Source organism: Streptomyces sp. NPDC047117 (assembly GCF_040643545.1).
Classification (GTDB): Bacteria; Actinomycetota; Actinomycetes; order Streptomycetales; family Streptomycetaceae; genus Streptomyces.
In genome coordinates, this window is sequence record NZ_JBEYUN010000013.1 from 244,718 (window position 1) to 264,448 (window position 19,731).

Annotated in this window: 15 protein-coding genes and 1 pseudogene; 8 read left to right on the top strand and 8 right to left on the bottom strand. The window is 72.7% G+C overall.

All coding sequences use genetic code 11. The features are described 5' to 3' along the window. Positions 1 to 20 precede the first annotated feature (20 nt). The gene (locus ABZ840_RS25265; protein ID WP_361562487.1) at positions 21 to 848 is read right to left on the bottom strand and encodes an FAD binding domain-containing protein; all 828 of its coding nucleotides are present in this window, start codon (positions 846 to 848) and stop codon (positions 21 to 23) included. Between the two features lie 176 nt (positions 849 to 1,024). Here ABZ840_RS25265 and ABZ840_RS25270 point away from each other — a divergent pair, with 176 nt between their 5' ends. The 6 genes from ABZ840_RS25270 (at position 1,025) to ABZ840_RS25295 (ending at position 9,211) form a co-directional block, all read left to right on the top strand. Then, positions 1,025 to 1,411 carry a hypothetical protein gene (locus ABZ840_RS25270; RefSeq protein WP_361562489.1) on the top strand — a complete coding sequence of 129 codons (387 nt, stop codon included), beginning with the start codon at positions 1,025 to 1,027 and terminating at the stop codon, positions 1,409 to 1,411. Between the two features lie 481 nt (positions 1,412 to 1,892). After that, positions 1,893 to 2,111: a type A2 lantipeptide gene (locus ABZ840_RS25275; RefSeq protein ID WP_361562491.1), complete on the top strand. Its 219-nt coding sequence runs from the start codon at positions 1,893 to 1,895 to the stop codon at positions 2,109 to 2,111. Positions 2,112 to 2,433: 322 nt separating this feature from the next. Next, positions 2,434 to 3,237: an HlyD family efflux transporter periplasmic adaptor subunit gene (locus ABZ840_RS25280; RefSeq protein WP_361562492.1), complete on the top strand. Its 804-nt coding sequence runs from the start codon at positions 2,434 to 2,436 to the stop codon at positions 3,235 to 3,237. Further along, the gene (locus tag ABZ840_RS25285) at positions 3,234 to 5,513 is read left to right on the top strand and encodes an NHLP family bacteriocin export ABC transporter peptidase/permease/ATPase subunit (protein ID WP_361562494.1); all 2,280 of its coding nucleotides are present in this window, start codon (positions 3,234 to 3,236) and stop codon (positions 5,511 to 5,513) included. Before ABZ840_RS25280 ends, ABZ840_RS25285 begins: the two co-directional genes overlap by 4 nt. Before the next feature lies 1 nt (position 5,514). Next, entirely contained in the window at positions 5,515 to 8,427 is a 2,913-nt protein-coding gene (locus ABZ840_RS25290; RefSeq protein ID WP_361562496.1) for an NHLP bacteriocin export ABC transporter permease/ATPase subunit, read from the top strand. Positions 8,428 to 8,515: 88 nt separating this feature from the next. Continuing rightward, complete coding sequence (locus ABZ840_RS25295; RefSeq protein WP_361562498.1) at positions 8,516 to 9,211, top strand: trimeric intracellular cation channel family protein; 696 nt, start codon at positions 8,516 to 8,518, stop codon at positions 9,209 to 9,211. A 558-nt stretch (positions 9,212 to 9,769) separates the two neighbouring features. On the opposite strand, the pseudogene ABZ840_RS25300 reads toward ABZ840_RS25295, so the two are convergent. Continuing rightward, positions 9,770 to 9,883: pseudogene (locus ABZ840_RS25300) on the bottom strand (dioxygenase); the annotation flags it as partial. A gap of 57 nt (positions 9,884 to 9,940) precedes the next feature. Continuing rightward, positions 9,941 to 10,708 (bottom strand): hypothetical protein, encoded by a 768-nt coding sequence (locus ABZ840_RS25305; RefSeq protein WP_361562499.1) that lies wholly within the window; start codon positions 10,706 to 10,708, stop codon positions 9,941 to 9,943. 93 nt (positions 10,709 to 10,801) lie between these two features. On the opposite strand from ABZ840_RS25305, the gene ABZ840_RS25310 reads away from it, so the two are divergent. Further along, positions 10,802 to 12,235 carry an aminotransferase class III-fold pyridoxal phosphate-dependent enzyme gene (locus tag ABZ840_RS25310; RefSeq protein WP_361562501.1) on the top strand — a complete coding sequence of 478 codons (1,434 nt, stop codon included), beginning with the start codon at positions 10,802 to 10,804 and terminating at the stop codon, positions 12,233 to 12,235. Between the two features lie 3 nt (positions 12,236 to 12,238). Here the strand turns inward: ABZ840_RS25310 and ABZ840_RS25315 are convergent, their stop codons facing one another. The 4 genes from ABZ840_RS25315 to ABZ840_RS25330 all read right to left on the bottom strand — a co-directional run bounded on the left by ABZ840_RS25315 (position 12,239) and on the right by ABZ840_RS25330 (position 17,216). Then, positions 12,239 to 14,047: a TIM barrel protein gene (locus tag ABZ840_RS25315; RefSeq protein WP_361562503.1), complete on the bottom strand. Its 1,809-nt coding sequence runs from the start codon at positions 14,045 to 14,047 to the stop codon at positions 12,239 to 12,241. Positions 14,048 to 14,057: 10 nt separating this feature from the next. Beyond that, a complete protein-coding gene (locus ABZ840_RS25320) occupies positions 14,058 to 14,927 on the bottom strand; it encodes a shikimate dehydrogenase (protein ID WP_361562505.1) in 870 nt (289 codons plus the stop codon). Between the two features lie 103 nt (positions 14,928 to 15,030). Beyond that, complete coding sequence (locus tag ABZ840_RS25325) at positions 15,031 to 16,395, bottom strand: MFS transporter (protein WP_361562507.1); 1,365 nt, start codon at positions 16,393 to 16,395, stop codon at positions 15,031 to 15,033. 158 nt (positions 16,396 to 16,553) lie between these two features. Next, on the bottom strand, positions 16,554 to 17,216 hold the full coding sequence (locus ABZ840_RS25330; protein WP_361562509.1) for a TetR/AcrR family transcriptional regulator: 663 nt from the start codon (positions 17,214 to 17,216) through the stop codon (positions 16,554 to 16,556). Positions 17,217 to 17,372: 156 nt separating this feature from the next. On the opposite strand from ABZ840_RS25330, the gene ABZ840_RS25335 reads away from it, so the two are divergent. Then, positions 17,373 to 18,728 carry an acyltransferase gene (locus ABZ840_RS25335; protein WP_361562510.1) on the top strand — a complete coding sequence of 452 codons (1,356 nt, stop codon included), beginning with the start codon at positions 17,373 to 17,375 and terminating at the stop codon, positions 18,726 to 18,728. A gap of 39 nt (positions 18,729 to 18,767) precedes the next feature. On the opposite strand, the gene ABZ840_RS25340 is transcribed toward ABZ840_RS25335, so the two are convergent. Further along, positions 18,768 to 19,731, bottom strand: a 964-nt coding sequence (locus ABZ840_RS25340; protein WP_361562512.1) for an alpha/beta fold hydrolase, incomplete at its 5' end; no start/stop codon positions are given.

The following is a 19,731-nucleotide window of genomic DNA, read 5'->3' on the forward strand; positions in this document are numbered from 1 at the left end:
GCCCACCGGTCCGGACTCGCTCAACGGGACCCCTCCTCGTCCTTCTCCTGGGCGTACCGGCGCAGCAGCCGGCCCGCCAGTACCGCGGCCAGGTGCCGCCGGTACGGGGCGCTGCCCGCCACGTCGCCGATGCTGTCGGGCAGCGCGGCCACGGCTTCGGCGAGGTCGGCGCCGAGCGTGGTGCGCACAATGTGCGGCGGGCTGTACTCCGCGCCGACGGAGACGGTGACGGCCGTGCCGCGTACCGCTACGGCCACGGTCGCCAGCGGCCGCATCGAGCGCTCGTAGCCGAACCACACGCCGGGCACGTCGGGTATCTCGACGGTGTGCAGCAGCGCGCCGGGCGGCTCGGCGCGGTCCCAGAGGTCGCCGGGGGAGAGGACCGAGGGGCCCGCCGCCGAGGTGAAGTGGAGCCGGGCGCCGAGCGCGCCGAGCATGATCGAGAGTTCGTAGCGGGTGCGGCGGGCCATCAGGTTGCCGCCGAGGGTGGCGCGCTGCCGGATGCGGTGGGTGGCGATGGAGCCCCAGGCGTCGGCGAAGGAGGGCAGCGCACCCCGTACGGCGGAGTCCCGGGAGCCGGAGTGGTGGTCCGTGCCGGCGCCGAGGCGGAGCGCACCGTCGGCGTATCGGACCCGGCGCAGCTCCGGCACCCGGTCCAGCGCCACCAGCGTGCTGCACCGGAGCCCTTCGCGGAACTGTGCGACCAGGTCGGAGCAGCCCTGCGCGTACACCGCGCCGTCGGCGGCGCCGGCGGCGGCCGCCTCGGTAAGGGTCCCCGGCCGGGAGAGGGAGAAGTCCGGGAGGGTGCGCTGGGTCGGCGCCACCGTGCCGGACGGGAGCAGGAGCATCGCGGGGGCCTCCTGAGGTGTGTGCGGGGCCGCGCACACGTGCGTACCTCGCCGATTTATTTAACCGCTGAGAATTTCGCTCCTGAGATGTTTAGCAGGCGAGCAGATACCGCACAAGACAGCCGACCGGACGCCGTGCAGGGGCGGGTTCGGGACGCCGGCCGGATAATGTGCACATGACGGACGACATGCTGGATGCCGTGACATTGGCGGTACGGCCCGTGGTGTGCCCGACGTGGTGCCACCGTGTGCACACCGCGGCCGAGGCCGGCGGCCATGACGGGATCATGCATCTGGCCGAAGCGGTCAGCTGGAATCTCTCGGCGCAGCCGGAGCGGGGCTTCCCGCAGCTCCTCTTCCACATCATGTGTGAAGAAGGTGCGTCGGGCCGGACGTCGCCGGTGGTGGAGGTGGGCGTCATCGAGGCGGAGGGCCGGCTGCCCTACTCCTTCGACGCGCGGACCGCCGCCGATCTGGACCGGGTCATCGGTGAGCTGCAGCGGGTGCTGGACACGCTGGGGGGCTGGCGCGCGGCGCTGCCCGGCGGGGTCTCGGTGACCTGAGACGCGGACCGCGGCCCTGTGTGCGCACTCACGCGGACGCTCCTGGCGGCGCGAGGTTGAGCCGCGCAGGCGGATTTCAAGGAATCTGCACATCGCCCTCGCATCGGTGGCACAGGGTGTGCCGCCCGCTGTGGGTTTTCGTGCGCGCGGCCGGGGCTTGACGCAGGTATGTCCGGATGGGCCCGGCGTGTGCGCGCGGCCGCCGTACCGCGGGTAATCGATCTTGTGAAGGACTCGTCACCAACGCGTGGACGAAACTGCACGCGATCGTTGTGCGAGGCGGGAATGTGCTGACTGCCCCCTGCAAGCGGGTTGGCCCGGCCGCCAGTTGGCGTGCTTGGATCATTTCGGCGCGGAGGTCGGCCAAATGCCTTCCGGCTTCCGGTCGGTAAATGACCGATTTGGCGGCCGGGTTATGTTCTGCCGCCGACTCCCGTGTTATTCGAGTTTGACCCACAGCAATTGAAGGGAACCGCAAGTCATGGACTTCACCCCCCAGGTCGAGACCGCTGAGATCGCCGACGCCGAGCTCGACAACATCGCCGGTGGCCTCGGCGTCGTCGGCCCCGTCGCCGACCAGGTCGTCGGCACCGTCGACGGCGTGACCGGCGGCACCGTCGGCAACGTGCTCGGCACCGTCACCGGCACCGTGCAGCAGACCACCGGCGTCAACGTGAACGGCGTCGTCGCCGGTCTCTGAGACCCACGGTCACTGTCGGCAGTATTGCCGCAGGCGTGACTCGACCTATGCGTACATGTCCGTATCCATAGGTTTGCCGTGAGCCCCGGAGCATTTGTTCCGGGGCTCACGGACGTCGGCGACCGATTTACCCTTCTCCCGTCAAGTGCGGGCTTTTCCGCCTGTGTTACGGTCATGCCTCGGCATGCCCGAACGGCGGGTATTTTCATGCCTCATAGGTACGTCATGTCGCGCGTGTCCCATTGGGTCGCCTTTTTCTTCGCCGCCATTTGGCAAGTGCGCCGGCGTCGATCGAGGCAAAAGCAGTCGAGGGAAAAGTTCCGTGCAGTTCCGGCAAAAGGCGCTGGCCAAGCTCCAGTCGCCTGAAGAGCTCGACCTGCCCGTGCGCTACGCCCGGCCGCAGGGCGGCCTCGTCCTCGCCGTCACCGTGATCGTGATGGCCGTCGCCGCCTTCTGGGCGTTCACCGGGTCCGTGTCCTCCAAGCTGAGCGCGCCCGGCATCCTCACCCACCCGCAGGGCAGCTACGTCCTGCAGAGTCCGGTCGCCGGACAGGTCACCCAGGTCTACGCCAAGGAGGGCGCGACGCTCCGCGCCGGAGCGCCGGTCCTCAAGGTCCGCACCGCAGAAGGCGACCGCGCCGTCCGCGCCGTCGCCGCGGGGCGCGTCACCAGCCTGGTCGGCAAGATCGGCTCGGTGGTCACCGTCGGCGCCGACGTCGCGAGCGTCGAGCGCGTCAGCAGCGCGCGCGAACCCGTGGTGGCCATGGCGTACGTCCCCAGCCGCAGCGCCGCCACCGTCCCCGTCGGCGCCACCGTCGACCTCACCGTCCAGTCGGTGCCGACGCAGCAGTACGGCGTACTGCGCGGCAAGGTCAAGGCGGTCGGCCGGGCTCCGCAGAGCGGCCGGCAGATCGCGGCCTTCCTCGGCGACCGCGAGCTGGGCGAGCAGTTCACCGCGCACGGCCAGCCCGTCGCCGTCCTCGTCGAGCTGGAGCGCGCGGACACCAAGTCCGGCTACAAGTGGTCCACCGCCGACGGCCCGCCGAACGCGATCGGCTCCATGACGCCCGTCACCGGTGCGATCCACCTCACCGCGCAGCGCCCGATCGATTGGCTCCTCCCGTGACCGCGCAGCCCGAAGCACCGGCGACGCCCCCGCTGCCGCCCGGCGGCCGCGGCCGGCACCGCCCCGAAGCCAAGCCCACCCGGCGCCGCACCGGCCGGAGCGGGCCCGGACCCGCCAAGGGCGCCGGCCGGTCCGTCCGCACCCCCACCGTCCTCCAGATGGAGGCCGTGGAGTGCGGCGCCGCCTCGCTCTCCATGGTCCTCGGCCACTACGGCCGGCACGTCCCGCTGGAGGAGCTGCGCATCGCCTGCGGCGTCTCCCGCGACGGCTCCCGCGCCTCCAACCTCCTCAAGGCCGCCCGCTCCTACGGGCTGAAGGCCAAGGGCATGCAGATGGAGCCGGCCGCGCTCGCCGAGGTGCGGGCCCCGGCCATCCTCTTCTGGGAGTTCAACCACTACGTCGTCTTCGACGGCATGGGCCGCCGCTTCGGCCGCAAGGGCGCCTTCATCAACGACCCCGACCGGGGCCGCCGCTTCGTGCCCGCCGAGGACTTCGACACCAGCTTCACCGGCGTCGTGCTGACCTTCGAGCCCGGCGAGGAGTTCCGCAAGGGCGGCCGGAAGCCGGGCGTCCTCGGCGCGCTGCCGCCCCGGCTGCGCGGCACCTCCGGCACCATGCTCGCCGCCGTCCTCGCCAGCTTCCTGCTGGTCGTGGTCGGCGCGACCGTGCCCGCACTGAGCCGTACGTACATCGACATGTTCCTGATCGGCGACCAGACGTCGCTGCTCGGAGTGCTCTTCGCGTCGATGGGCACCACCCTCCTCCTCACCGCCGCGCTCACCGCGCTGCAACAGGCGAACCTGCTGCGCGGCCGCATCATCTCCTCCACCCTGAGCAGCGCCCGCTTCCTGCGCCACCTGCTCCGGCTGCCGGTCACCTTCTTCGCCCAGCGCAACCCCGCCGACCTCGTCCAGCGCCTGCAGTCCAACGACACCGTCGCCGAGACCCTCGCCAGGGACATCGCGGCAGCCGCCGTGGACGCGGTCGTCGTCATCCTCTACGCGTTCCTGCTGTGGTCCTACGACCCGCAGCTCACCCTCATCGGCGTGGCCGTCGCGCTGCTCAACGTCGCCGCGATGCGGATCGTCGTACGGATGCGCGCCACGGGGACGCAGAAGCTGCGCGCCGACACCGCGCGGCTGACCAACACCTCCTACAGCGGCCTCCAGCTCATCGAGACGATGAAGGCCACCGGCGGCGAGAACGGCTACTTCCGGCGCTGGGCCGGACAGCACGCCACCACCCTGGACGGGCAGCAGCGGCTCGGCGTCCCCACCTCCTGGCTCGCCGTCGTCGCCCCCACCCTCGCCGCCCTCAACAGTGCGCTGATCCTCTACATCGGCGGGCTGCGCGCCGTCGAGGGCCATATGTCGGTGGGTCTGCTCGTCGCCTTCCAGGCGCTGGTCACCAACTTCACCCAGCCCATCACCCGGCTCAACGGCATGGCGGGCCGGATCCAGGACTTCGCGGCCGACGTGGCCCGCCTCAAGGACGTCGAGTCCTTCCCCGTCGACTCCCTCTACACCCGCCCCGAGCCGGTCGCGAGCACCCGCCGCCTCAAGGGCCACGTGACGCTCACGGAGGTCACCTTCGGCTACAGCCCGCTGGACAAGCCGCTGCTCACCGGCTTCTCGCTGACCGTCGGCCCCGGCCAGCAGGTCGCCCTCGTCGGCGGCTCCGGCAGCGGCAAGTCCACCGTCTCCCGGCTGATCTCCGGCCTGTACCGCCCGTGGGAGGGCACCATCCACATCGACGGGCAGCGGCTGGAGGACATCTCCCGCGGCGCCCTCGCCTCCTCGGTCTCCTTCGTCGACCAGGACGTCTTCCTCTTCGAGGGCACCGTCCGGGACAACGTCGCGCTCTGGGACCCTTCCATCCCCGACGAGGCCGTCGTCGAGGCGCTGAAGAACGCCGCCGCCTACGACGTGGTCTCCCGCCGCCCCGGCGGCATCCACAGCCGGGTCGAGCAGGACGGCCGCAACTTCTCCGGCGGCCAGCGGCAGCGTCTGGAGATCGCCCGCGCCCTGGTCCGGCGGCCCTCCATCCTCGTCCTGGACGAGGTCACCTCCGCCCTGGACGCGGAGACCGAACAGATCATCATGGACAACCTGCGGCGCCTGGGCTGCGCCTGCGTCGTCATCGCGCACCGCCTGAGCACCGTGCGCGACAGCGACGAGATCGTGGTCCTGGACCACGGCAAGGTCGTCGAGCGCGGGCGGCACGAGGAGCTGGTCGCCGCCCAGGGCGCGTACGCAGAGCTGGTCAAGGAGTCCTGAGGTGACGACCCCTCATCCCGCGGCCGCCGGTACGGCCGCCGACGACAGCGTGCTGCACGCCCTCGGCGGGCTCGGCACCGAGGCCGACCTCACGGGCCTGCGCAACCTCCCGCTCGAAGGCCCGCACGTCCTGTGGCTGGTCACCGCCGGGGCCATGGACCTCTTCGCGGTCGACGCCGCCCAGCAGGGCCACTGGTACTTCCTCGGCCGGCTCGCCCCCGGCACCCTCCTCCTCGGCCCCGTCGAGGGCCCGCAGCACACCCTCGTCGGCCGGCCGCTCCAGGGCTGCGCGGTGCGCCGCATCCCGCTGCGCGAGCTGTTCCGGCCCGAGTACGGCGGCTACGCGGAGTACGACGCGTACGGCCGGTACGTCGGCCAGTCCGCTGCGGCGGACCCGTGGGACACCGGCGAGCTGGGATACGACGGCGCGCTCAGCCCGCTGGAGGACGCCTTCGCGCGCGGCGTCGGCCGCAGCCAGCGGGTGCTCTTCGAGGCGCCGCTCGACGGTGAGTACGAGACCGCCGAGGCGGACGGGGTACTCGATCCGCAGGGCACGGCCGACGAGAACATCCTGTGGATGCCGGTCGAGCCCGGCAGCCTCCAGTACGGCGCCCACTACAGCGCCGAGGCCGCCGCCGACCTGCTCATCGACGGGACGATGTGGCAGCGGATGGTGGACCAGCAGTACCGGCTGCTGTCGTCCCTGGACCGCTGGATCGAGCGGCTGGAGCGCGCCCACGAGGACCGCACGGCCGCCGGCATCGAGGCGGGCGAGGCCGCCCGCTCCCAGGCCGACCGGACCCTGCTGTCCTCCATCGGCGCGCCCGGCCGCGGCGGCGCGCGCACCGGCGCCACCGACGACGCCACGCTCGCCGTCTGCCGCAAGGTCGCCGATGCCGCCGGCATCACGCTCACCTCGCCCAAGGAGGGCGGCACGACCGACGACCGGCTGAGCCCGGTCGAGCGGATCGCCGTCAGCTCCCGCATCCGCACCCGCGTCGTCAAGCTCGACGGCCGGTGGTGGCGCGAGAACAGCGGCCCGCTGATCGGCCACCGCACCGAGACCGGCGAACCGGTCGCGCTGCTGTGGCGCCGCCGCCGCTACGAAGCGGTCGCCGCGAACGGCACGCGCACCCGCCTCGACGCCGAGACCGCCGAGGCGATCGAGCCGCGCGGCGTCATGCTCTACGCGCCGCTGCCGGACCGCCCGATGGGGCCCCTGCGGCTGGCCCGCTTCGCCATGCGCGGCACCCGGCTGGACCTGCGCAACCTCGCCATCGGCGGGCTGGTCGCCGTGGTGCTGGGCGCGCTGGTGCCCATCGCCACCGGCAAGGTGCTGGGCGAGTACGTGCCCAACGCCGAGCGCGGCCTCATCGTCCAGACGACCATCGCGCTGATCGTCACCAGCCTGGTCGCCGCCGTCTTCATGCTGCTGGAGAACACCTCCATCCTGCGCATCGAAGGGCGCATCGAGTCCACCCTCCAGCCGGCCGTCTGGGACCGGCTGCTGCGGCTGCCCACCAAGTTCTTCAGCGAGCGCTCCACCGGCGAGCTGGCCAGCGCCGCCATGGGCATCAGCGGCATCCGCCGCATCCTGTCCGGCATCGGCTCGATCGCCGTGCAGGCCGGCACGGTCGGCACGATGAACCTCGTCCTGCTGCTGGTCTACAGCCCGAAGCTGGCCGTCGTCGCGATCGCCATGCTGCTCTGCATCGCCGCGGTCTTCCTGCTCCTCGGGCTGTGGCAGCTGCGCTACCAGCGCCGCCTCATCGAGCTGACCAACAAGCTCAACAACCAGGCGTTCCAGACGCTGCGCGGGCTGCCGAAGCTGCGCGTCGCCGCCGCCGAGACCTTCGCGTACAGCGCGTGGGCCGGGGAGTTCGCGCGCAGCCGGGAACTCCAGCAGAAGGTCGGCCGGATCAAGAACCTCACCACCGTGCTCAACGCGATCTATCTGCCGCTGTGCACCCTCGTGATGTTCATGCTGCTCGCGGGCCCGGCCCGCGGCGTGCTGTCGGCCGGCGCGTTCCTCACCTTCAACACCGCCGTGACCATGATGCTGTCCGCGGTGACCCAGCTGACCGGCGCGTTCCTCCAGGCCGCCGCCGTGCTGCCGATGTTCGAGCAGATCAAGCCGGTGCTCGACGAGCGGCCCGAGGTCCGCGGCGGCTCCACCCGGCCCGGCACCCTCACCGGCGGCCTGGAGGCCCGTGGCCTGTCCTTCCGCTACTCCGACGACGGGCCGCTGGTCCTGGACGACGTGTCCTTCCAGGTACGGCCCGGCGAGTTCGTCGCCGTCGTCGGCGCGAGCGGCTGCGGCAAGTCCACCCTGCTGCGCCTCCTCATCGGCTTCGACCGGCCGGCCGCCGGCAGCGTCCTGTACGACGGACAGGACCTGGCGGCCCTGGACCAGGCCGCGGTGCGCCGGCAGTGCGGCGTGGTGCTCCAGAATGCGCAGCCCTTCAACGGCTCCATCCTGGACTGCATCTGCGGCGCCGAGATGTTCACGCAGGAGGAGGCGTGGGCGGCCGCGGAGATGGCGGGGCTGGCCGAGGACATCAAGCGGATGCCGATGGGCATGCACACCATGCTCTCCGACGGCGGCGGCTCGATCTCCGGCGGCCAGCGGCAGCGGCTGATGATCGCCCAGGCGCTGATCCGGCGGCCGCGCATCCTCTTCTTCGACGAGGCCACCAGCGCGCTGGACAACGAGACGCAGCGGGTGGTGACCGAGAGCACCCGGCAGCTGAACGCGACCCGCGTCGTCATCGCCCACCGGCTCTCCACGATCATGGATGCCGACCGGGTGATCGTGATGGCGGACGGCCGGGTGGCCCAGCAGGGCGCCCCCGCCGACCTGCTCGCCGACACCGGCGGCCTCTTCCACGAACTGGTCCGCCGCCAGATCAGCTGACCGCCCGACGGCCGCGCCCCGGAAGGCGCGGCCGCCCGCAGTGTGGAACGTCACGCTCCACGGCGCCGTCCACACGTAAGAATGCTGTGTGCTCCAGCAACTGTTCACGCCCACCGTCCAGCACACGCTCGAACTCATCGGGATCTTCGTCTTCGCGATCTCCGGTGCGCTGCTCGCCGTACGCAAAAACTTCGACATCTTCGGCATCGCCGTGCTCGCCGAGGTGACCGCGCTGGGCGGTGGACTGTTCCGCGACCTGATCATCGGGGCCGTGCCGCCGGCCGCCTTCACCGACCTCGGCTACTTCCTCACCCCGCTGATCGCCGCGGTCCTCGTCTTCTTCCTGCACCCCCAGGTCCAGCGGATCCAGACCGGGGTGAACGTCTTCGACGCGGCCGGCCTCGGCCTCTTCTGCGTCGCCGGCACCACCAAGGCGTACGAGTACGGGCTCGGCCTCACCGCCTCCGCCACCCTCGGCATGGCCACCGCGGTCGGCGGCGGCGTGCTGCGCGACATCATCGCCAACGAGGTGCCGTCGCTGGTCCGCTGGGACCGCGACCTCTACGCCGTGCCCGCCATCGTCGGCGCCGCCATCGTGGTGCTGTGCATCCGGTTCCAGGCCCTGAATCCCGGCACCAGCGCGCTCGCCGCCGTCGTGGCCTTCGCCGTCCGGCTGCTCGCCCTGCACTACCACTGGCGCGCCCCTCGCGCCTGGAACCGCCGCTCGGACGCGGTGGACGTGGACGAGACACAGGGACAGCGGCAGGTGATCGGCGGCGGTTGACCTCGACCGCGGTAGCCGGGCGAGGTCCGCGTACGTATGCGGGCGGCCGGCGTGCAGCCCGCCGACTGCGCGGTGCGCGGCGGCTGGGCACCACCGGGCGGGGAGCGGGGCCGGCGGCGAGGCCGTGGACGTCTCGGTGGAGCTGGTCCAGGACCGCCGGCGGATCGGCACGCTCGTCGCCTTCGACCGGGTCGCGGAGCTGGGCATCCTCGGGCTGTTCGCGCAGCGGTCCTCGGAGCGGTTGCGGCAGCTCACCGCCCTCCGGGCGGACGGCGGACTGCACATCGAGATCGCCCGTACGTACCCCCTGGGGAGGCCGCGGAGGCCCATCGTGCGGTCGAGGCGCGGCACCACCGTGGGGTCGGCTGCCGGCCGAGGAGGGGGCGGAGGCCGGGGCGGGGAGACCGTCCTGGCCGTCGTTGACGGCGTCCGGATCGACGCCGAGGGTGATCGCCGCGTGCACGCCGCGTCCCACGTGCCGCGGGTCGTACCGCAGCGCGAGGAGCTGGCCGGTGGGCGCGGCGGTCGGGGGGCGTGCCACCGCCGCCGGAGGACGCGGGAGCAGATGCCCAGCGCGTCGCAGTGCCAGATGTCGACGGCGACCCGGGACAGCGGGCGGCAGTGCACGGAGTCGATGACGCGGATGCGGAGCGTCAGCGGGACGCCCGGCTTCCCCGGCGGCACCTGTGAACTGCCTTATCAAACAAGGCTGTTGAGCTGCATTGCATGTCATGAGGCCGCCGGGTCCGGCTCCGTGAAGGAGTTCCAGAGGGCGACCAGGGTCGCGCCGAGCAGTTCGGGGAGCGGGGCCCGGGGCGCCGGGCCGTCGGGCAGGGGAGCGCCGGGGTCCACCCGGGCGCGCAGGCAGAAGCCCTCCAGGACGGCGAGCAGGGCGACGACGAAATCGGTGACGGTGCGCCCGGGGGCCGTCCGGCGCCCCTCGCGGGCCAGCAGCCGTTCGAGCGCGGCGGCGTAGCCGAGGCCCAGCTGCCGGTAGCCGTCGCGGGCGGCGGCGCGCACTTCGGGGTGCTCGCCGAGCACGTAGAAGGTCAGGTAGACGTAGGTGAGCGGATTGGCGCGGGCGCGTTCGAGGTAGCCGGCGGCGACCGTGGTGAGGAGGGACTCGACCGGCGCCGTGGTGTCCGCGAGCGCCAGCAGCTCGGTCACCGCTTCCCGGTCCTCCGCGTACGCGTCCGGGCCCAACAGGTGGAACATCAGGTCCGCCTGGTAGTCGGCCTGGGTGGGCCACAGGGGATAGATGGCGCCGGTGGTGATCGGCTGGGCCGGGCCGACGCCCGGCTGCCGGCCCGCGGCGATCTCGGTGGCGAGCCGCGCCACGTCGGTGAGCCTGATGTGCGCCAGGGGCCCGGCGAGCGCCCGGTCGGAGGTGTCGGCGGCGTGCCGGCGCACCAGCTCCACGCCCGCCTCCAGCATCAGGGCCCGGGTCTCGGCCGGTGAACGGCGGCTCCGCCGCGTCTTCCTGGTGACTCCCGGCATCGCGCTGCTGCCCCTTCGTCGGCGCCGCCAACTTTCGTAGAAAAGCTACCGTAACTTTTCTCTCTACCGTAACTTCGCTACGGAGCTTGGTCGTTGCACGCCCTCGAGCGCAAGGAGACCGGCACGATGACGCAGCAGTTCCCGCTGGACGCAGCACGCGCCCACGCCCTGGACCAGCTGATCGAGGAGCAGGAGAAGATCCTCACCGACCGCACCGCAGGCTCCGTCCGCCTGCGCGAGGAGGCGCAGGAGACGCTCGCCGGCGGGGTCGCCTCCGCCTGGCAGGACTCCCGGCCGTGCGCCGTCTGGATCGAGGACGGGCACGGCGCGCACGTCCGCGACGTGGACGGCACCGACTACGTCGACCTGCACGGCGGCTTCGGCGTCGGCCTCGCGGGCCACGCCCACCCGGCGATCGTCGCGGCGGTCGGCGAACAGGTCCGGCACGGCACGCACTTCGCGCAGCCCACCCGCGACCTGATCCCGGTGACCCGGCTGCTCGCCGAGCGCTTCGGGCAGCCGCGCTGGCGCTTCACCAACTCCGGTACGGAAGCGACGATGGCCGCCGTCCACCTGATGCGGGCCGCGACCGGGCGCAAGAAGATCCTCAAGGTCGAGGGCAGCTACCACGGCCACCACGACGCGGTGCAGGTCTCCGGCTACGCCCGCGTCGCCGACGACATCGGCCCCGACGACCGGCCGCGCTCCGTGCCGTACGGCCCCGCCTATCCCACGGAGATCACTGACCTGACCCTCGTCGTGCCGTTCGGCGACCTGGGCGCGGTGGAGCGGACGCTGGCCGAACACCCCGGCGAGATCGCCGGGATGATCATTGAGCCGATCATGATGAACATCGGTCTGATCATCCCGCCGGACGGCTACCACGCCGAACTGCAGGCCCTGCTCCATCGGCACGGCGCCCACCTCGCGTACGACGAGGTCAAGACGGGCTTCGCGGTCGCACCCGGCGGTGCCACCGAACTCTTCGGCACCACTCCCGACATCGTGTGCCTCGCCAAGTCCATGGCCGGCGGCATCCCGTGCGGTGCGATCGGTGCCACCCGGGAGCTGATGGACCGCATCGCCGACCACACCTACGAGCAGGTCGGCACCTTCAACGGCAATCCGCTGATGCTCGCGGCCGTCCGCGCGATGCTCACCGAGGTGCTGACCGAGGACGCCTACCGCGGCTTCGACGCGCTGCGGGCGACGATGACCGGCGGTGTGGAGGCCGCGCTGCGCCGGCACGGCCTGCCGGGGTACGTGGCCGCGCGCGGCGCCAAGGGCTCGGTGATCTTCACCGAACGGCTGCGCCACTTCCGGGACTTCCTCGCCTACGACGACCGCTGGGGCCATCTGCACTGGCTGTACCAGCACAACGGCGGCGTCTTCCTGCCGCCCTGGGGCAAGACCGAACAGTGGACGCTGTCCGTGCAGCACACCGCCGAGGACGCCGGCCGGTTCGTCGCCAACTTCGAACGGTTCGCCGCGGCGGCGGACACCGCCCTCGCCGCCGCGGCCGCCTGACCCCTAGCGCACCGGCCGGCTGCCCGCGTCGGCCGTGTGCTGCGCCGCCAGCCGTACGGTCGCGTTGGCCGCGCCGTAGCCCTCGTAGCCGCCGCGACGCTCGACGAGTTCGAAGAAGACCCGGCCGACGGTGACGGTGTAGCAGTGCAGGAACTCCCCGCCGTCCGCGTCCTGTTCGTAGAGGATGCCCAGTTCGCGGAAGGCCGCCAGGGTCTCGGGGGCGAGCTCGTACCGCGCGTCGAGGTCGTCGTAGTAGTTCTCCGGGACGGGCAGCAGCCCGGCGCCGTTCTCCCGCACCCGGCGCGCGGTGGCGAGGAGGTCGTCGGTGGCCAGCGCGATGTGCTGCGGCCTGCTCCCCTGCTCGCCCGGTACGGGCGCGACGTTCAGGGCGACCCGCAGGGAGCCGGCGGCGTTGGCGACGGCGCGGCTGCGGAAGAGGCCGTAGGGGTCGGCGAGGTCCAGGCTCTCGTTCGGGCGCAGGCCCAGCACGCTCGCGTAGAACAGGGCCGCCTCGTCGAAGTGGTGCCAGGGCTGGGTGAGCGCGACATGGTCGATACGGGTGACCCCGGCAGCGCTGCCCGGCGCCGCGGGGGACCCGAAGTCCGCCGTCCAGCTGGGGTGGTCGTCCCGGTCGGTGCGGCAGAAGAACAGCTCCGTGTCGTCCGGCGCGGCCACCGCGTCCAGCGGTACGTCCCCGGGTCCGCGGCGGCGGGGCACGACCGGGGCCCGCAGCGACTCGGCACGGCGCACCGCCGCGGCCGGCTCCGGGCTCTCCAGGCCGAGCGCGACCAGGCCCGGACCCTCGCGGCGAGCGCCGCTCACGGTGTTGAGCAGTACGCGTGCCTCGCCCTGCTGCCACAGCTCCACCGGCTTGCCGCCCGTGTGCCGGCCGGTACGGGCGAAGCCGAGCGCGCCGAGCAGGGAGCGCAGCGGTTCGGTGTCGGCGGCAGCCAGCTCGGCGAAGGCGAACCCGTCGGGGACGACGGGCGCGGGCAGACTGCTGAGCCCGGTCGCCTCCTCCAGGGCGATCAGCGAGCGCATCGCGTCCACCGCGGTGCGGCCCGCGTCCGCCTGCCGGAAGACGTCGTTGAAGATCTCCAGCGAGAGCGGTCCGGAGTAGCCGGCGCGCAGCACGTGGCCGAGCAGCCCGGCGAGGTCGAAGCCGCCCTGACCGGGGAAGCAGCGGTAGTGCCGGCTCCACTGCAGGACGTCCATCGCCAGCTTCGGCGCGTCGGCCAGCTGGAGGAAGAAGATCTTCTCGCCGGGGATGTCCTCGATGCCCTTGGGATCGGAGCCGCGCGAGAGGATGTGGAAGCTGTCCAGGCAGGTGCCGAGCGCCGGATGGTCGGCCTGCTCGACGATGCGCCAGGCGTGGTCGTAGGTGTTGACGTGCCGGCCCCAGGCCAGTGCCTCGTACGCGAGCCGGATGCCGTGGTCGGCGGCGCGCTCGGCGAGGGCACGCAGCCGGCGCGCGGCGAGCGCGTCGTCGTCGACCGCGTCCGGCGAGACGCTGGAGCACACCAGCATCATGTCGGCGCCCAGCCGTTCCATGACGGCGAACTTCCGCTCCGCGCGCCGCAGGTTGCGCGCGAAGACCTCGTCCGGGACCGCCTCGGCGTCCCGGAACGGCTGGTAGAGGTCGATGGACAGGCCGAGGTCGGCGGCGCGCAGCCGGACCTCCTCGGGGCTGAGCGGACAGGCCACCAGGTCGTTCTCGAAGATCTCGACGCCGTCGAACCCGGCCGCTGCGACGGCGCTGAGCTTCTCCGAGAGCGAGCCGCTCAGCGACACCGTGGCGATGGATTTGCGCATGGGGGCCTCCTCAGACCGCGGCGGCGCCGACCAGGTCGGCGAGGTCGGCGAGCATCTCTTCGGCGTGCGGTTCCCGGCCGGTGAAGAGCCGGAAGGCGTCGGCGGCCTGGAAGACGGCCATGCCGCCGCCGTCCAGCGTCCGGCAGCCCAGCTCCCGCGCGGTACGCAGCAGTTCGGTCTCCAGCGGGCGGTAGACGACCTCGGCGACCCACAGGTCGGCGCGGAGCAGCTCGGCGGGGATCGGCAGGCCCGGGTGGGCGGCCATGCCGGTGGGCGTGGCGTGCACCAGGCCGTCGGCGCCGGAGAGGACGGCGGGCAGCCGGTCGGGGGTGGTGGCGGTGGCGCGCCCGGCGCCGAAGCGGGCGTTGAGCGCGTCGGCGAGCGCCCCGGCCCGTACCGCGTCGGTGTCCACGAGGGTGAGCAGATCGGTGCCGAGCGAGAGCATGGCGTGCGCGACGGCGGCGCCCGCGCCGCCCGCGCCGATCTGGACGACCTGCCGGGTCGCGGCGCCGGGCAGGCCGCGTGCGAAGGACTGGGTGAAGCCGGTGACGTCGGTGTTGTGGCCGGTCGCCCGGCCGCCCCGGAAGACGACGGTGTTGACCGCGCCCAGCTCGGCGGCGCCCGGGGACAGCTCGTCCAGGTGCGGGATCACCAGCTGCTTGCAGGGGTGGGTGATGTTGAGTCCATCGAAGCCGAGCGTACGGGCGGCGGCGATCAGATCGCCGATGGACTCGGCGGGCACGCCCAGGGTGTCCAGGTCGAGCGTCCGGTAGAGCAGCCGCAGGCCGTGCCGGTCGGCCTCCCGCTCGTGCAGGGCCGGGCTCAGCGAGGGACCGATGCCGGAGCCGATGAGGCCGGTGAGATACGAGGGCGTGGACAACGCGACTCCCTGGTGGTGCGCAATGTACGAACTGGTTAGTTAATTATGGCGGCAGAGATCCGCGGACGGAAGGGGGACCCGGGACCTCTGCCGCCGGCGGCGGTCAGGCGGAGGCCGCGCCCGCCAGGTCGCCGCGGTCCGTGGCCGCGCCCGGCTTCTCGCCGAGCAGCAGCGTCGGCACCCGGTACGTCTCCCGGCCGGTCAGCACGGCGAGCGAGCAGATCACGCAGGTGCCGGCGGTGAAGCCGGCGACGCCCAGCCAGTTGTCGCCGCCCGGGCCCGCGATCCGCTCGGCGATGCTCACGGCGAAGCCCGCCACCGCGAAGCCGATCTGGGTGCCGATCGCCATGCCGGACAGTCGCACCCGGGTCGGGAACATCTCGCCGTAGAAGGACGGCCAGATGCCGTTGGCGGCGCTGTAGACGACGCCGAAGAAGAGGATGCCGGTGACGAAGACCAGCGGGTAGCTGCCGGTCGTGATCGCCCACAGGTAGGCGAAGATCAGCGCGGCGGAGCCCAGCGAGCCGATCAGGAAGACGGGCTTGCGGCCGATGCGGTCCGAGAGCTTCGCCCACAGCGGGATGGCGGCCAGCGCCACCACGTTGGCCAGCGCGCCCACCCAGAGCATCGCGGACTTGTCCAGGCCGACCGCGTCGCCGGTGGCGAACGCCAGGGCCCAGACCGAGAAGATCGTGGAGACCGTGGCGATCAGCGCCGCCGCGATCACCCGCAGCACGTCCGCCCAGTGGTGCCGCAGCAGGTCGGCCAGCGGCAGCCGGGCCACCGCGTTCTCCGCCGCGGCCTGCTCGAAGACGGGGGTCTCCGACAGTTTCCGGCGGATGACGTAGCCGACGACCGTGACGGCCACGCTGAGCAGGAACGGCACCCGCCAGCCCCAGGTGTAGAGCTGCTCGTCGGGGAGCGCGGCCACCGGGATGAAGATCAGGGTGGCGAGGATCTGGCCGGCCTGGGTGCCGTTCAGCGCGAAGCTCGTGTAGTACCCGCGCCGGTCCTCGGGCGCGTGCTCCAGCGTCATCGAATTGGCGCTGGCCTGCTCCCCGGCGGCGGAGAGGCCCTGGAGGATGCGCATCAGCACCAGCAGGACCGGTGCGGCCGTGCCGACCTGCGCGTACGTCGGCAGGCAGCCGATCAGGAAGGTCGACAGGCCCATCAGCATCAGGGTGAAGACCATGATCTTGCGGCGACCGAGCCGGTCGCCGTAGTGGCCGAGGAAGAGCGCGCCGATCGGGCGTGCCGCGTAGGCGACACCGAATGTCGCCAGCGAGATCAGCGTCGCGGTCGCCGGGTCGGACGGGTCGAAGAAGACCTTGGGGAAGACCAGCGCGGCGGCGCTGCCGTAGATGAAGAAGTCGTAGTACTCCAGCGCGCTGCCGATCCAGGCGGCGACAGCGGCCTTGCGGGGCCGGGCGGGGGGCGGGGCCCCGGCCTCGGACGAGAGAGCGGACATGCCTGCTCCACGGGGGAGGGCCACCGGCGTGAGGGGCGGGTGGCGGCGAGTTAACGTACTAGATAGTTAGTTGTGGGGGTGCAGCGATCGTGAACCGCCCGCAGGTCACTGTCAAGACATCTCGGGGAAACAATTCCGCCCGTGGGTGGCCGCGCCGCTCAGCCCGCCGAGGACCCCGTCAGATAGCCCAGGACCATGTCGCCGAGCATCGTGCGGTAGTGGTCCCGGCGGTCCGCCGCCGTCAGGTCCCGCGCGAAGAGCGCGCCGAAGGTGTGCCGGTTGGAGACCCGGAAGAAGCAGAACGAACTGATCATCGCGTGCAGGTCGACCGCGTCCACGTCCGCCGTGAACACGCCCTGTGCGCGGCCCTCTTCGAGGATCCGGCCGATCACCTCGATGGCCGGGGAGTTGAGCCGGCCGATCGTCTCCGAAGCGGCGATGTGCTCCGCCTCGTGAATGTTCTCGATGCTCACCAGGCGGACGAAGTCCGGGTGCGCCTCGTGGTGGTCGAAGGTCAGCTCGGCCAGCCGCCGGATGGCCGCCGCGGGATCCAGGTGCTCGACGTCCAGCCGCTGTTCCTGCTGCCTGATGCCCGCGTACGCGTGCTCCAGCACCGCCGTGAACAGCTGCTCCTTGCTGCCGAAGTAGTAATAGATCATCCGCTTCGTGGTGTGGATGCGGGCCGCGATCTCGTCCACCCGGGCGCCCGTGTACCCCTGCCGCGCGAACTCCTCCGTCGCGACCTTCAGGATCTCCGCCCGGGTCCGCGCCGCGTCGCGCTGCCGGCCTGCGGTACGGGCCGACGGGTGAACGGCGGTCATACGGCTGGCTCCTCGGATGCGGTCCACTGGTCGGCCCAGTGTAGGCAGGCTCGTCCGGCGCGCGACGAGTGGCCCGGACGGCCGCCGGTGACCCGTACGACTGATACGACGTCAGTCCGACATGCGGCCACTACGCCACGTACGTACGGTGTGACGATGAGTGATGCGGTGTGGCTGATGTCGACCCGTTCGTCCCGCCCGGCGCACGTGCCCGACCTGCCGGGCGCGGGCGGCGGACCAGGACCCGACCGCAGGCTCGCGTGGCTGGACGCGCTGCGGGGCATCGGCGCGCTGATGGTCGCGCTGCACCACGCGGCGCCGCGCTACCTCCCGGAGCTGTCCGCCACCGTGCTGCGCTGGTTCAACCCCGGCACCTACGGCGTCATCGTCTTCTTCCTGGTCAGCGGCTACATCATCCCGGCCTCGCTGGAGCGGCGCGGCTCGCTGCGCCGGTTCTGGGTCGGCCGGGTCTGCCGCCTCTACCCACTGCTGATCGTGGCGCTCGCGGCCACGGCGCTGCTCGCCCGGTGGGGACCGGGACAGCTGCGCGAAGGGCTGGGGGAGCGCGACCCGCTGAGCGCCCTGCTCGCGCACGGGACGATGCTGCAGGACCTCCTCGGCGTGCCCAACGCGCTCAACGTGCTGTGGACCCTCTCCTACGAGATGGTCTTCTACTTCCTCGTCGCGGCGCTCTTCGCACTGCGGCAGCACCGCCGCTCCGCGCCCGCGGCCCTCGGCACGGCAGCGCTCGGCGTCGCGGCGGGCGGACTGCTGCCGGCCGCCGCGCTGACCCGGGGCCTGGGCGGCGCGCCGGTGATCGCGGCGACCGCGCTCGGGGCGGCCGTCGCCCTGTGCGCCGTGGCCTCGGGCCGGGCCTCGTGGTGCCGGGCCGGGGCGCTGTTCGGCGGCGCGCTGGCGGCCGTCCTCGTCCTCTGCAACGGCCGCATCCCGCCCTGGCAGGGGCTCGCGCTGCTGTCCCTGATGTTCACCGGCACCGTGCTGTACCGCATGGAGCGCGGGCAGCTGAGCAGGGCCGCGGGGACGACCGTCGTGGGCATGGTGCTGGCCGCCTGCGTCCTGTCGGCGGCGCTGCACATCGGCTCCCGCGGCGACGCGGTCACCGGCGGCGCCGACCCGCAGGCCGCCGTGCGGATCTGGGCGCTCACGGTCGGACTCGCGCTGCTCACGTTCGGCGTGGCGATGGCCCTGCGGCGGCACCGCGTACCGCGCTGGCTCGCCTTCTGCGGCGTGATCAGCTACTCGCTCTACCTCCTGCACCCGCTGGTCCTGGAGGTCTGCGACCTGGCCGTGCCCTGGCAGCAGCACGACACTCCGCTGCTGGTGGCCGCCTACCTCGCGCTGCTGCTCCCGCTGAGCATGCTCGCGCACCGGCTGGTCGAGCTGCCGGGCCAGCGCCTGGGGAAGGTCCTGGCGGGCCCGCCCGGCGGCCTGCCGGTGCCCCGGCAGGAGCCCCCGGGGACGCCCGTGCCGGCCCGCGGCGAGGCCGTCTGACGACAGCCCGCCGCGCGGGCGTACGGCGGTACGGCGGGTTCAGCGGCCCGCCGTCGCCGCGTCCAGGTGCACCCGCAGCGCCGCGTTCACCGCGTCCGGCCGCTCCACGCCCGCCAGATGGGCGGCGCCCGTGACCTCCACGAGGGCCGCGCCCGGCACCCCGTCGGCGATCTCCCGGGCGAGCGCGGGCGGCGTCGCCGGGTCCTGGCGCCCGGCGATCACGAGCGTGCGGGCCGTGACCGACCACAGCGCTGCCCGCACGTCGTAGCCGGCCAGCCCGTCGCAGCAGGCCGCGTACCCGGCCGGGTCGGCGGCGGAGAGATCACCGAGCAGTGCCGTACCGCGCGGCCCCGTGGCGGTCCCGGGATCGGCGAACCAGCGGCCCGGCGTCGCCTGCAGCACCGCCGCCGTGCCGTGCGCGCGCACCGTGGCGGCCCGCTCCCGCCAGCCGGCCGGTTCGCCGAAGCGGGCGGCGGAACAGATCATCGCGAGCGAGGCGAGCCGGTCGGCGTGGTCCACCGCCAGCCGTGCGCCGATGGCCCCGCCGAGCGAGATCCCGGCGTAGTGGAAGGTGCGCCAGCCGTGGTGATCGGCCAGGTCCAGGACGAGCCGGGCGAGGTCCGCGACGGTGGTGGCGCCGGGCGTGGGGTCGGGGAGTAGGCCGGCGGGGGCGGAGCCGTGCCCGGGCAGGTCGAACCGGAGCACCCGGTGGGTGCGGGCCAGTTCGGTCAGCTGCGGTTCCCACACGGCGAGCGAGGTGCCCAGCGACGGGCCGAGCACGAGCGGCGGCGCGTCCTCGGGGCCGTCGAGGCGGTGGTGGAGCAGCGGGGGAGCAGTGCGGGTCACGGGGTCTCCTGCGGAACGTACGGGGGTGGCGGCGGGGCGCGGGCAGGACGGAGCGGCCTGCCCGTACTTGGCCAGGCCTTCGCGGGTGGAGAAGTCGAGGGACTCCTGCAGGCGCTCCGGGGAGATGTTGGAGGCGCCGATCTCGCGGATCTTGCCG